Genomic DNA, 14501 nt, shown 5'->3' with positions numbered 1-14501 from the left:
TCTGTCCCTTCACTTAAGTATATTCATCAAAAATCCCTTTTTCGCGGAAACTGACATACCTGTGATCACCGATGATGATATGATCCAGAAGATGGATGCCGAGGAGTTCACCACAATGATAAACCCGTTCTGTGACATCCAGATCAGCCTGGCTGGGGGAGGGATCGCCTCCTGGATGATTGTGGACCAGGATCAGGTTCACCGCCCGATACTTTACAGCTTCTACAAAGACTTCTCTTGGTGTGATCAGTGTGGCATTAACAGTACCGCGGCTTAAAAGCTGTTCCCCCGACAAATGGTTATGTCCGTCCAGCATCATGCAGTAAAGCAATTCCTGCTCTTCATGCCGGAGCCGCTCCATATAATACTTCGCAATGGTTACCGGATGGTGAAAAGACAATTCCGGTTTTGCAGCTGCGGTTGCCATACGCTTGGAAAGTTCCCCGATACATTTCAGCTGTATGGCTTTTACTTTACCGATCCCATGGATCTTCATCAGTTCCTGCATGGAAATATGAAACAGTCCAAGCAGGCCACTGTATCCGGTCTGTTTCGATAAATTCAGGATTTTATCTGCCAGAGTCAGGGAACTGGATCCCTGTACGCCACAGCGAAGGATCACGGCAAGAAGCTCTCGATCGCTTAAGGACTGTTCTCCTTCCCGCAGACATTTTTCATACGGACGCTGATAATCTGGCATTTCCATTATAGTATCTTTCATATGATTTCCCTTTTCGCTCTCGAAGAAGGGGATGCAAAATTGCAGAAGTTATTTTAGCATAAAAAAGCAGGGATGTACACTCTATCCCGGAAATTTCCACTTTTTTCACATTTTTTTTACAGGCAGGGCATAAACAGAAGCGACTGCTTCTGCCACTTTGATCCCGTCCATTGCTGCGGATGTAATGCCTCCGGCGTAACCGGCGCCCTCTCCGCAGGGGTAGATCCCTTCTATATTGGAAGTGAGCTTTTTCGGTTCCCGAACGATCCGTACAGGAGAAGAGGTACGGCTTTCTACTCCTTCCAGCAATGCATCCGGTCGGTCAAAACCGGAAAGCTTTTTTCCAAAAGCATGGATTCCTGCTTCAATGGAATCGCCGATCTCTTTTGGGAAAATACTGCGGACATCGGTAAGTGTATAAGCTCCTTTGATACAGGGGATCACATCTCCAAGCCTGGTACTTTTCTGATGGGTACAGTAATCTTTGAAAAGCTGTACCGGAATTTTTCCGTTTCCGGCTTCCCAGGCAGCGCGCTCCAGTTTTCGCTGCAGAGCGATTCCGCCGAGAACTCCCTCTTCAGGAAAATCAGAAGGGTTTACCGTAACGATGATAGCACTGTTGGCATTATGGCTGTCACGTGCCTGATAGCTCATACCATTCACTGCAAGCATACCTTCTTCAGAAGATGCATTTACAACATATCCGCCGGGACACATACAGAAAGAATAAACGCCACGTCCGTTTTCCAGTGTATGGGTAACCTTGTAGCTGGATGCACCCAGACGGTCGTTTTCCGGTTCCCCGTAAAGATCCTGGTTGATCATGGTCTGCGGATGTTCCACACGTACCCCCACTGCAAAAGATTTCGGCTCCATGTTAATCTTGTGTTTTTCCAGCATGGCAAACGTATCTCTGGCGCTGTGGCCGGGAGCAAGAATGCAGATTTCTGCCGGTATTTCCTCTTTTGCATTGACAATGACTGCATTAAGCTTCCGGTCACGGATCATCAGATCAGTTACTGTGGAACGAAAACGGAATTCCCCGCCCATTTCTTCAATCTGATGACGCATAAACTGAACGATACCTACAAGCTGATCTGTGCCAAGATGAGGCTTTTGCTGGTAAAGGATCTCAGAGGGAGCTCCTGCCTCCACAAAGCGGGAAAGAACTTCCTTTCCTCTTCCAAAAGTATCTTTTACCAGAGTATTCAGCTTTCCATCGGAAAAAGTCCCTGCACCGCCCTCTCCGAACTGTACATTGGAATCCGGATCCAGGATGCCGTTTTTCCAGAAATTTCCCACGGTTTCCTGGCGTTTGTCTGCTTCTTCTCCCCGTTCCAGTACCAGTGGACAGTACCCGGCTTTGGCCAGGTACCAGGCACAGAATAATCCTGCAGGTCCGCTTCCGATCACTACAGGACGATGGGACAGAGTTTCAGAGCCAGATGAGGGAAAATGATATTTTTTCTCAGATGTTAACATAATATTTTTATCGTGAACCTTTTTGAGAACGCGGGATTCGTTATCCAGTTTAATATCTACAGTGTAGACAAATTTTTTGTCCTCTTTGTGCCGGGCATCCAGAGATTGTTTTCGGATCTCATAGGTGAACGGCTGATTTCCAAGACGAAGCATTTTTGCTATTTTTCGGTGAAGCTGCTCTTCTGTATGAGTGATGGGAAGCTTCAGCTGTGTGATCCGGATCATTTTTCTTCCTCCTTTGCTGCCCAGATACCGGCGGCAGCTCCGCTTGACCACGCCCACTGCAGGTTATAACCTCCGCAGGTACCGTCAATGTCAAGGAGCTCTCCGGCAAAATAAAGACCTTTATGAAGTCTGGACTCCATGGTTTTGCTGTGAACTTCAGACGTATCCACTCCACCGGAACAAACCTGTGCCTGTTCAAAGGAAAGGCCGTTTTTTACCGGGAGACGAAAATCGGTGATCCCGCGGATAAGATCCTTCTGTGCACATAAAATACGGATCAGTTTTTCAGGAAAAAGTCCGATGAGAAGTTCCTTTTCTGTTTTGTAAGGACAGGCTGCTTTTCTGTGCTCCAGGTATTCTTCCAGCTCTTTCCGGTTCAGTTCCGGAAAAAAATTTATGGAAAGCTCCACATTTTTGTTTTCATGGACGGCACGGATAGCATAGCGGGAAATCTGGAATACCGGGATCCCGGATACACCGTAATCGGTAAGCTGCAGCTCTCCCTGCTGGGAGACTGTCGGTGTGCCGTCTATATAAAGTGTTATCTTCCCTTCTGTCCGTACACCACTCCAGCCGGAAAAAGAATTTCCCTTACATTTCAGAGCTGTCAAAGCTGGAAGGGGTTCGATCAGATGATGTCCGAGACTTTTTGCAATTTCATATCCGCTTTCGCAGGAACCTGCAACGGAAGACGCACGGGAACCATTTGCAAGGATCACGGCATCACCACTGTAGGTCCATCCGTCCGTATGGATCTTCCACTGTCCGTCTGCAAAAGACACGCCGGTAACTGTCTGATTGGTTTTCAGCTTTACCTTCAGGCTGCGTGCCTTCATGACAAGAACATCTACCACACTCTGTGCCTGGTTGCTTCGGGGATAGATCCATCCGCTGCGGTCTGTGGTACAGATTCCCAGTTCCTGAAAGAATTTCAGAGTTTTTTCCACAGGAAACTGTGCCAGGGCATCTTTGGCAAATTCAGGATGAGATCCCCGGTAAGCGTTTTCATCCTGATTCAGGTTCGTCATATTACAACGGCCGTTTCCCGTAGCACAGATTTTTCTGCCGGGACGGTCATTTTGTTCCAGAACCGTAACTGCAGCTCCGTATACAGCAGCCTGAATAGCTGCCATAAGACCGGAAGCACCGGCTCCTATGACAAAGATCTGTTTTTTTAAGTCCGGTCCTTCGGATTTTTTCATAATCTCACAAGTTCCTTATCAACCATATACTGAAGAGATTTCAGGATTCCCAGCTTTGCATGCTCCCAGGTGAGACCACCCTGGAAATAAACTGCATAAGGCGGTTTCATAGGACCATCGGCAGAAAGCTCGATGGAAGAACCCTGGATGAAAGCACCTGCTGCCATGATCACCTGGCTGTCATATCCCGGCATATCCCACGGCTCCGGTGTTACAAAGCTGTCTACCGGTGCAGCAGCCTGGATACCCTGGCAGAATGCTACAAGACCCTCCGGTGTTCCGAGAGTGACCGCCTGGATGATATCCTGACGTGGCTCTGTGCTGTTGGGAACTACCGGGAAACCAAGCTTTTCGTAAATGTTCGCTGCAAAAACAGCGCCCTTTAAAGCTCCTTTGGTGATCATCGGTGCAAGGAAAAATCCCTGATACAGAGAACGGTTTACACCAAGAGTTGCACCGACTTCCATGCCCAGTCCCGGGCAGGTCATACGGTAGGAGGCATTTTCCACACAGTCTTTTCTTCCTGCGATATAACCACCGATAGGAGCAAGGCCGCCACCTGGATTTTTGATCAGGGAGCCGACCATGATATCTGCACCTACATCACTGGGCTCGATGGTATCTACGAATTCTCCGTAGCAGTTATCTACCATGCAGATCACATCCGGCTTGATCTTTTTTACAAAAGAGATCAGCTCACCGATCTGTTTTACGGAGAAAGAAGGACGGGTCTGATAGCCTTTGGAACGCTGGATGGTTACCAGCTTTGTTTTTTCATTGACTGCTTTTCTGATGTTTTCATAATCAAAGGTACCATCCTCGAGAAGATCCACCTGACGATATTTTACGCCATATTCCGCAAGGGAACCATTGGACGGGCGGATACCGATCACTTCTTCCAGGGTATCGTAAGGCTTCCCTACAGGGGAAAGAAGCTCGTCACCGGGGCGCAGGTTTCCGAAGAGAGCAATGGCAAGTGCATGAGTTCCACAGGTGATCTGCGGGCGTACCAGGCAGGCTTCTGTGTGGAAGGTATCGGCATAGACCTGCTCCAGAGTTTCGCGGCCAAGGTCGTTGTAGCCATAACCGGAGGAAGCTCCGAAACAAGCCTCACTGACACGGTTCTTCTGCATGGCGCGGATAACCTTCATCTGGTTGTATTCTGCAGTCTTATCAAATTTCTCAAAACGTTCTTTCAGGGAATCTTCCACGGATTTACCGAAATCGTAAACTGCAGAAGAGATTCCAAGCTGTGCATATAATTCTTTCATGATCATTTTTCCTTTTTTATTTTATTTGGCAGGGAGGATTCCCTTTTCCCTGCATACAGAAAGCATGTAGGAAAGGATCCTGCCGTCATCGTAATCAAAGTTATGTTTATCTACCCAGGTTACTTCGCCTTCTCTGCGGAACCAGGTAAGCTGACGTTTGGCAAAGCGTCTGGTGTCACGTTTCAGGATCCTTACGGCTTCCTCATAAGAATAGTTTCCGTCCATCCAGTCCAGGATTTCTTTATAGCCAAGCCCCTGCATGGAAACCATTCCCCTGTGGCAGCCCATCTCCCGAAGCTTTTTAACTTCTTCTGTCAGACCGTTTTTCAGCATTTCGTCCACTCTTGTGTCAATGCGTTCATAGAGAAGTGGGCGTGGTGCGTTCAGGACGAAATAAGCCAGTGCATAGGGACTGGTATGCTCCTTCTGTTCTTCATTATGTTCGGAGATCCTGGTACCGTTCTGTTTATAAAATTCCAGGGCACGTATCACCCGCTTGACATTGTTCTCATGGATATCTTCGGCTGACTTGGGATCGACCTTGGCAAGCATGTCATGGAGAAATGCAGGCCCCTTCTGCTCTGCCAGCTCTTCCAGCTCCCTGCGGTAATGTTCATCCTGGTCGGAACTGGTAAAATCAATATCTCTGGTCACAGACTGAATATAAAATCCTGTGCCGCCTACCAGGATCGGAATCCGGCCTTTGTCATAAATTTTGTCCATGGCATCTTTTGCCATCTGCTGAAAAAGGACAATGTTAAAATCTTCTGTTGGCTCCAGTACATCCACCAGATGATGTGGGACGCCATCCATTTCTTCCGGCGTGATCTTGGCGGAACCGATATCTATATGGCGGTAAACCTGCATGGAATCCGCGGAAATGATCTCTCCGTTTACTGCTTTTGCAAGGGCAATGGAAAGCTTTGTTTTTCCCACGGCAGTAGGCCCGGTAAGCACGATAAGAGGTTTTTTCATATATTTCCTCCGTTTATGTTAAGTATCTTACACGATACGTTTGAATTTTTTTTCGATTTCTGTCTTACTCATGGCAATGATCGTTGGTCTTCCATGAGGACAGTTATAAGGATTTTCCAGTGTCAATAATTCATCGATCAGCTTGTCAGCTTCCTGAGGTGACATGGAATGATTGCCTTTTACAGCAGCCTTACAGGCCATGGTCGCAAGCCTTGAGGCAAAAATTTCAAAGGCATCCTTGGAACCGTCTGCAGTAAGATGGTCCAGCATTTCCAGAAACAGCTCTTCTTCTGTCATTCCCAGAAGGCTGGAGGGAACCGCACTGATACTGTACTCCCTTCCGCCAAAGGGTTCGATCTCAAAGCCGAAATCCCGGAAATACTTTTTGTTTGCCTTCAGCAGATTCTCCTCCTCAAGGCTGAGTGAAACGATCAGTGGGGGACTTACATACTGGGACTGGATGTTCTGGGACTGAAACAGCTTTACAAATCGCTCATAATATACTTTTTCATGGGCAGCATGCTGATCAATGATATAAAAATTATCCTCAAACTGTACCAGCCAGTAGGTATCAAACAGCTGTCCGATCAGTCTGTGGCGGCTTCTGGATTCAGGAGCAAGAAGCCGTTCTTCGAACAGTTCCAGCTGTTTTGGCGGTTCCTGTTCCTGCGATTTGATTGGCTCGTTGTCTACATCAGGAAGTGCCGATTCAGCAGGTTTTTCAGAAATCACTTCATAATCTGCTGTTTCTGCAGCGGATTTTTCATTTCTTCCGTCTTTTAATGTTCCGGAAAACATTTCCTCTTCTTCTTTTGTGAAAGGCTGCGATCCATATACGGGATTTTCCCGCAGAGAATCCACACGTTTGTATTTATCTGCAGAAGAAGCTGAAGAATTGTGAGCTGTTTCATCTGAACCATAGGAGGTGGTACCATTTGTTGGCTTATTATAAGGTATCGATGGAACCGGCGCTGTACTACGTACTTCAGAAGCTGTCGGTGCAGCATGGGAAGCTATATTTGCCGTCCGATTCGGGTGACCGTACATCTCCTGCCGCCGTTTTACTTCAAAAGGCTCCGGAATATTTCCTGGCTTTATCTGTTCTGTGCGGGATGTCGGTTCGTCTTTTCCAACAGATACCTGCGGGATCAGTTCTCTGTGGGTCAATACCTTGCGGACAGTTTCATAAATGGCCGTATAAACTTCGGTTTCTCTGGCAAAACGCACTTCTCTCTTTGCGGGATGCACATTAACATCCAGGTCATTGCCGTCCATTTCGATCCGAAGTGAGACAAACGGAAATTTATGCTGCATGACAAGTCCTTTATATCCGTCCTCAATGGCCTTGGTAATGATCTTGTTTTTTACATATCGGCCATTGATATAATAATTCTCAAAAGTACGGTTTCCTCTGGAAATCTCCGGTTTCCCCACAAAGCCCTCGATCTTCATGAAATCATTTTCGTAGGAAACATCCAGAAGCGCCTTGGCAATCTCCCGGCCGTAGACACTGTAGATCACATCTTTTACGCTGTAGTTTCCGGAACTGGAAAGTTTCACCTGACGGTTCTGGATATATTTAAAGGAGATTTCCGGATGGGAAAGCGCCAGCTGCTCCATCAGAGTATTGATGTAACCGGCTTCTGTCATATCGGATTTCAGGAATTTGCTCCTTGCAGGTGTATTGTAAAAGAGGTTTCGGATCAGAAATGTTGTTCCCTCCGGTGCCCCCATTTCCTCCAGAGACTGTTCTTTTCCGCCTTCGATCACATAACGGGTACCACTGATCCCGGAAGGAGTCTTTGTGATCAGCTCCACCTGGGAGACGGCGGCAATACTGGAAAGTGCTTCACCACGGAAGCCAAGAGAGGCAATGTGGGTCAGGTCTTCTACTTTTTCAATTTTACTTGTGGCATGGCGGAGAAAAGCAAGCGGAACCTGCTCTGCATCCATTCCGGAGCCATTGTCCGTGATACGGATCAGCTTTTTTCCGCCGTCTGTGATCTCTACAGTAATAGCGGTAGCACCTGCGTCAATGGCATTTTCCACAAGCTCTTTTACAACAGAGGAGGGGCGCTCTACGACCTCTCCTGCTGCGATCTTATCAATGGTATTCTGGTCTAAAACTGCAATTTTTTTCAAGGGTATCACCACCGGTTCTTAATTTTGTTCTGCAGGTTATAGAGAATATTCAAAGCTTCCATTGGTGTCAGATTCCCGATCTCCAGATTTTTGATCTCTTCAATGATATCATTGTCCTGTACCGTGTCAAACAGTGACATCTGTGCCATATCTAACTGATCATAGGTGATCTTCTGTTTTTTCTTTGGAGCAGTCAGATCTTTTACAGCTGCAGTGATATCTGCATCACTGAGCTCCTCTACCAGTTCCTTGGCACGCTGGATCACGGAATCCGGAACACCGGCAAGCTTGGCTACCTGGATACCATAGCTTTTATCTGCTCCGCCTTTTACGATCTTACGCAGGAATACGATATCGTCGCCTTTTTCCTTGACAGCGATACAGTAGTTGTTGACACCGGAAAGCTTGCCTTCCAGTTCGGTAAGCTCATGATAATGGGTCGCAAATAAGGTCTTGGCGCCGCAGAGTTTGGTGTTGCTGATGTGTTCGATCACTGCCCAGGCAATGGAAAGGCCGTCAAAGGTACTGGTTCCACGTCCGATCTCATCCAGAATCAGAAGACTTCGGGAAGTGGCATTACGAAGAATGTTGGCAACCTCTGTCATCTCCACCATAAAGGTACTCTGTCCGCTTGCAAGGTCATCGGATGCTCCCACACGGGTGAAGATCCGGTCAACCACACCGATATTCGCACTGTCCGCAGGAACAAAGCTTCCGATCTGTGCCATCAGTACGATCAATGCTGTCTGGCGCATGTATGTGGATTTTCCGGCCATGTTCGGTCCTGTGATAATGGAGATACGTTTTTTGTGGTTGTCAAGATACGTATCATTTGGAATGAACATATCGTTTTCGATCATCTGTTCCACAACCGGGTGGCGACCATTTCGGATATCAATGAGGCCGGTTTCATTGATCTTGGGCCGGACAAAGTTATTCCTCTGTGCAACCAGTGCAAGGGAAGCAAAAACATCCAGAGCAGCTACTGCCTTTGCAGTACGCTGGATACGGACAACCTCAGCTCCAACCTGATCACGGATATCTGAAAACAGTTCAAATTCCAATGCATAAAGCTTATCTTCCGCTCCAAGGATCAGATCCTCCAGATCCTTCAGCTCCTGGGTGATGTAACGCTCTGCGTTGGTAAGGGTCTGTTTGCGGATATAGTCCTCCGGCACGAGATCCCTGAAGGTGTTGGTAACTTCCAGGGAATAGCCGAATACACGGTTATATTTGATCTTCAGGCTCTTAATACCGGTGCGGTCCCGCTCTCTTGCTTCCAGCTCAGATAACCACTTCTTTCCATCTGTCCGGGAGCGGCGGAATTTATCCACATCTTCATTATAACCTTCCCGAATGATACCGCCGTCCTTCTGGGCAAGGGGCGGATCATCAGCAATGGAATTACGGATCAGAGCGGTAATGTCTGAAAGTGGATCCATGTCTTCATTGATCTGCGTAAGCAGCGGAGAGTTAAATTCTGCAAGGATCTGCTTTATATAAGGCAGCATTTCCAGGGAAGAGGCAAAGGAAACCAGATCTCTTGGGTTGGCAGATTTGTAGCTGATACGGCTTATCAGACGTTCCAGATCGTAGATCGGATTTAAGTACTCCCGGATCTCATCACGATCCATAGGTTTTGCGTTCAGTTCTTCCAGGGCGCCAAGTCTCTTTTCGATTTCCTCTGCATCGATCAGAGGCTGCTCCACATAAGAACGAAGGGTTCTTGCACCCATGGCAGTTTTGGTTTTATCCAGAACCCAGAGAAGAGAACCTCTTTTCTGCTTTTCGCGCATGGTTTCCACAAGCTCCAGGTTACGACGGCTGGAGCTGTCGATGAGCATATATTTTTCAGCAGAGTAAGGGCGGATGCTTGCCATATGGGAAAGTGCTGTTTTCTGTGTTTCCTTCAGATACAGGAACAGTGCACCGGAAGCAATGATCCCGCTGTCATAATCTCCGATCCCGAGACCTTCCAGATTTCCGACGTGAAAATGCTCTTTCAGGGTTTTCTGGCACAGCTGGTCGTCAAAGTACCAGGGATCCAGAGCAAATACACAGATCCCAAGACGCCCCTTCAGATCCGCTACATCCACACCGCTTAAAAGAAAGGCGTCGTTGCAGATGATCTCGGCAGGTGTGAATTTATTGATCTCATCCAGAAGTTTCTGTGGTTTATCCAGTTCTGTGAGAAAACAGTCACCGGTTGTGATATCTGCAATTGCACAGCCAAAATGCTCTCCAATGGAGACAATGGACATCAGATAATTGTTTTTTGACTCGTCCAGTGACATGGTATCCAGAGTAGTTCCCGGTGTGACAATGCGGACAACCTCTCGTTTAACAAGACCCTTGGCTTTTTTCGGATCTTCTACCTGTTCGCAGATGGCAACCTTATAGCCCTTTTCGATCAGCCGGTTGATATAAGTTTCCGCAGCATGAAAAGGAACGCCACACATGGGCGCTCTCTCTTCCAGTCCGCAGTCTTTTCCTGTAAGTGTAATTTCCAGTTCCCTGGATGCAGTCAGTGCATCCTCAAAGAACATTTCATAAAAATCGCCCAGACGGTAAAAGAGGATACAGTCGCTGTACTCTTCTTTGGTCTTTACGTATTCTTTCATCATCGGTGATAATACACTAATATCCTCCGGAAACCCAGTGTTTATGCGGCTTTTAGAAGTCCCAGATGTTGATTTGACCACATTATTACGATAGTTTTTTCCCTCGTTAGTGTTTTTGTCTATACTCAAGTATTTAAACCTCTCTTTAAAATTTTATCTCCATTTGCAAAATCAGGTTTCTGTTCCGTATTTTTGAATATACAGTTCGTATTCGTCATCTATATGTTCTTCTTCAATGTGTGTATAATAATTAGTCATTTTTTCATCAGAGTGTCCGGCTATTTTCTTTACTGTAGCGGCATCCATTCCCGATTGAATGCATCTTGTTACAAAAGTATGACGGAAAATATGAGGATGAACATCCATTAAATTCGGATCTCTGTTCTCTTTTTTTGCCAGAGCAATTTCATGTTTATTAACAATCCCAACAATCCGCCTGCATTCTGTTTGAGCTGATGATGGAAGATAACTTCTTCCTGAAGATGTTGTAAAAATCAGACCGGGATATTTTTTTAAAAGTATATTTGTTTTTCCCCAGTTTTTCCCCAGTTTTTCTTTATCACAATCCTGTTTTTCCTTCCAGCTCATAAAAGCAGCAATCACTGCATCCGTTAATGGAACCTTTCTATTGCTGGCACTTTTCTTTGGTGTTGTAATCTGAATAGTAGAATACCTTTCAGGAAGTTCATTTCCTTTCGAATCATAATATTTTGTAACTCTGTTTAAGGTTTTATATACACGAAGCTTTTCATGCTTAAAGTCAAGATCACACCATTCTAGGGCAAGTGCTTCCCCTATACGTAATCCTGTATGAAGAAGAATAAAAAAGAGTTCATAATACCGGGTATTCTTGCAGCTCTCAAGGAAACGATGAGTGTCATATATACTAAGACATTTTTCATCTTCTTGTTCCTGCATTATCTTCTCATCAGGTATTTCACCCGGTTCTTCTTTAGGCAGTTTAATATCGGCTACGGGATCTATGGGTATCATTTTCCCACCATATGCCTTTTTGAAAAGCTGACGGACTACACTTAATGATTGTATTACCGTTGTACGTGCATATCCTTCTTCTTCGAGTCCCTTTATCATGTCAAGAATATGTGTTGGACGGACCTCTATTAACCTCATGTAACCAATATATTCTCTTACTCGCTCAAAACCATTTACATAGTTACTTAAAGTGGTTGCTTTAACAGAATGCACCACATAAATAAGCATCCATTTTTCATACCACTTTGAAACAGAAATTCTAGGATCATATCCTGCAATTCCGGGGGAAACATTAGCAAGGTAGGCATTTCTTTCTTTTTTTAGATGTTGTAAATTTGTACCATAAATTGAAAACGTTTTTCCTGTACCGCGAACGAAAATTCTGGCCTCATATCGTCCATCTTTTCTTTGATATAATCCTTTTCCTAATTCTTTACCCTTTAAGTTTTTGCCCATAACACCACCATCCTTTCTGATGATAATTCATGGCACTGGATATATATTTTAGCACAACAAAAAAAAGCTTTCAAGACTGCCGATCTATCCATTTTTGAAATTTTTTCTTATCAATCAGTGTTCTGCGCCCAATCCGTACCATGAAACAGTTTTCATTCATCAATGATCTCATTGTTTTCTCAGAAAGTCCTGTAAGCTCACAGGCTTCTTTAACGGATATAAGAATTTTATCGTTGTTTGCTTCCGGCTGTGTTTTTTTTCGCAACATATATAACCGGTCAATATCTGCAGGCAGATGATATTGACCGTTCCTCCTTCCTATAATGTCAAGCCCTAAAGTATTGATTTTACGGGCTTTTTCTTTAAATATTACCTCTCAAAACAGAGCTAAAGGTGTACGACAGTCATCGTATCCTGTACTGAACAGCCATAAAAGGGTATAGCTTATAAAGCGTCCTGGTAATGGGGCTTTTTAAGGCTATAATCCTCTGTTAGCTATGAGGGTGAACCTTCCGTGTCTAATGGGATCCTGTCCCAACTTCCTTCGTCCCACCTGTTCATACACCGAGTGCTTGCCAAGCTTTCTAACAGGGTCGTGCCCTATGGAGTGAACTACCGCAAGCTACAGCTCTTGTTTGTCGTTTGATTCTTACTGACCTTATGATTCTGCAAGGTGCGGTTTCCCGCGGACGCTTACCCTGCATCTCTCAACCAGTCGTTTCGTTATGATCCACGTTCCATGGATCTGGGTCAACAGGTTCTTTTCCAGAACCCTGCTCAATTTCAGAAGTTTCTGAACCTCAGCAGGATTCTGGAATACTGCTTTGCTTTATACTTCTTATGCAGCCAGGCTTTCCTGCCTGGATTCCCGCCGGATATCTTTTAACATCTTCCGGGGATCATACTTGATTCCCTTCTTCAAAATCGTAAAAATAATCCTGAGGAGTTTGCAGGCGATTGCTATTAATGACTGCATCTTTTTCAGTGGATTCTGCTCCCTGGTCGTATAATAGACATGCAATTTCTTGAATTCTTCCGCATGTGCTACAGCTGATTTTGCCGCCTGAAACAGCCAATATCTGAGGCGCTTACGCCCTCTGTGACTGATCCTGGTTTCACCCTTATGCTTGCCGGAACTGCTTGCCACAAGCCCAAGTCCGCTTAATTTCTGGATCTCCTTTACATCGTCAAATCTGGAAATATCTCCCATTTCTGCCACCATACCGGATAGGGTATTCTCCCCGATTCCACATATCTCCAAAACTTTATCCGTATGGGGAATTTCCAGACATTTCTGATTAATCTGCGTTTCTATCAATGCAAGCTCCTCATCCAGTTCCAGGATTTTTTGAACAAACCACTGTACAACCAGTTTCCCTGTTTCTTTTCCTTCACGGATGCCAACACTCGCCTTGGCGTACTCCAAGATTTCTCCAGCTCTGCTATACCCGCGTCCTCTAAGTTTCGCATTATGCCAGATCTGCCTGATTCCGTCTTCTTTCAAAGCTGCCAGATCATCCGGAAATGGTGCCTGCTTCAACAGTTCAAGGCTGAATGTGCCTTCTGTTTTTCCAAGTGCTTCTTTGTACTCTGGAAAATATATTTTCAGTTCCCGGTGCAGTCGGTTGATCGACCGGATCCTGTCCTCATTCAGCTGATCACGAAACATGGATAACCGTCGCAGATCTGCATAAAGCTGCTCTGGAAGATAAGGCATTCCAAAGTTTCCATCTTTTACAAGATTTGCAATCAGCTTAGGATCTTTTGTATCATCTTTCAGCTGGCTGTTATCCTCAAGTTCTTTTGTCTGCTTTACTGCATACGGATTTACCTGAACTACACTGATCCCATTTGAGATCATCCAGGTCGCAAGGCAGAACCAGTAATGGCCGGTTGGTTCAAGACCAAGAACAATCTGTTTTTTATCGTATTCGGCTGCTATCTTTACTGCCCATTCCTTTGCCTTGCTAAATCCATCTGCATTATTGCTGAATGAAAAAGCGGACTTACTGAGTTCTCTGCCTCTGGTGTCAATTGCCCTCAGATAGTGTGTTTCACTGCCTACATCGCATCCTAAAATAAGCATGTCATCACAGATAAAACTGAGTTTTGCATTCTTATCGAACTTCCCTTTGGTTTCCAACTCATGCCAGGTTGAAGCTGTTAAATTTTCTCTGACCACCTCGATTTTCTTCAGAAGCTCCTGCTGTTCAAAAATATTTGCATTTGATACTTGATTTTTCTTCTTTGTGCCGTTAAGATTCATGTTAGATACCTCTTGTATTCTCTGGATTTTACCAACCGGCCAAGTCAGTAATAATCCAAATTTACTTGAGGTATTTTTTTGTGTCAATCTCTTGCCCTATTTAAAGTATACAGGAAGCTCTCTATTATATAAATTCTAAAAAAGGCT

Annotated in this window: 10 protein-coding genes; all 10 read right to left on the bottom strand. The window is 45.4% G+C overall.

What is annotated here, in order from left to right; translation table 11 throughout:
* Positions 1-13 precede the first annotated feature (13 nt).
* On the bottom strand, positions 14-721 hold the full coding sequence (gene radC / locus V9W66_RS00400; RefSeq protein ID WP_144094329.1) for a RadC family protein: 708 nt from the start codon (positions 719-721) through the stop codon (positions 14-16).
* 105 nt (positions 722-826) lie between these two features.
* Positions 827-2428 carry an NAD(P)/FAD-dependent oxidoreductase gene (locus V9W66_RS00395; RefSeq protein ID WP_144094330.1) on the bottom strand — a complete coding sequence of 534 codons (1602 nt, stop codon included), beginning with the start codon at positions 2426-2428 and terminating at the stop codon, positions 827-829.
* Entirely contained in the window at positions 2425-3630 is a 1206-nt protein-coding gene (locus V9W66_RS00390) for an NAD(P)/FAD-dependent oxidoreductase (RefSeq protein WP_144094331.1), read from the bottom strand. Before V9W66_RS00390 ends, V9W66_RS00395 begins: the two co-directional genes overlap by 4 nt.
* Positions 3627-4901, bottom strand: coding sequence for an aminotransferase class I/II-fold pyridoxal phosphate-dependent enzyme (locus V9W66_RS00385; protein ID WP_015525116.1), 1275 nt, complete (start codon positions 4899-4901; stop codon positions 3627-3629). The genes V9W66_RS00390 and V9W66_RS00385 overlap by 4 nt, the downstream gene beginning before the upstream one ends.
* A 21-nt stretch (positions 4902-4922) precedes the next feature.
* Positions 4923-5876, bottom strand: a complete 954-nt coding sequence (miaA, locus tag V9W66_RS00380) for a tRNA (adenosine(37)-N6)-dimethylallyltransferase MiaA (protein ID WP_144094332.1) — start codon at positions 5874-5876, stop codon at positions 4923-4925.
* A 27-nt stretch (positions 5877-5903) separates the two neighbouring features.
* The gene (mutL, locus tag V9W66_RS00375; RefSeq protein ID WP_144100651.1) at positions 5904-8018 is read right to left on the bottom strand and encodes a DNA mismatch repair endonuclease MutL; all 2115 of its coding nucleotides are present in this window, start codon (positions 8016-8018) and stop codon (positions 5904-5906) included.
* 5 nt (positions 8019-8023) lie between these two features.
* A complete protein-coding gene (mutS, locus tag V9W66_RS00370) occupies positions 8024-10642 on the bottom strand; it encodes a DNA mismatch repair protein MutS (protein ID WP_144094336.1) in 2619 nt (872 codons plus the stop codon).
* A gap of 168 nt (positions 10643-10810) precedes the next feature.
* Positions 10811-12088, bottom strand: a complete 1278-nt coding sequence (locus tag V9W66_RS00365) for a tyrosine-type recombinase/integrase (protein ID WP_144094333.1) — start codon at positions 12086-12088, stop codon at positions 10811-10813.
* A gap of 70 nt (positions 12089-12158) precedes the next feature.
* The gene (locus tag V9W66_RS00360) at positions 12159-12356 is read right to left on the bottom strand and encodes a helix-turn-helix domain-containing protein (protein ID WP_005422911.1); all 198 of its coding nucleotides are present in this window, start codon (positions 12354-12356) and stop codon (positions 12159-12161) included.
* Positions 12357-12926: 570 nt separating this feature from the next.
* Entirely contained in the window at positions 12927-14354 is a 1428-nt protein-coding gene (locus tag V9W66_RS00355; RefSeq protein ID WP_144096022.1) for an IS110 family transposase, read from the bottom strand.
* Between the last annotated feature and the right edge of the window lie 147 nt (positions 14355-14501).

The sequence above is a fragment of the Blautia massiliensis (ex Durand et al. 2017) genome (assembly GCF_051861785.1).
GTDB classification, from domain to species: Bacteria; Bacillota; Clostridia; order Lachnospirales; family Lachnospiraceae; genus Blautia_A; species Blautia_A luti_A.
The sequence above is the reverse complement of the archived record's forward strand: the minus strand, read 5'-3'. Positions and strand labels throughout refer to the sequence as shown.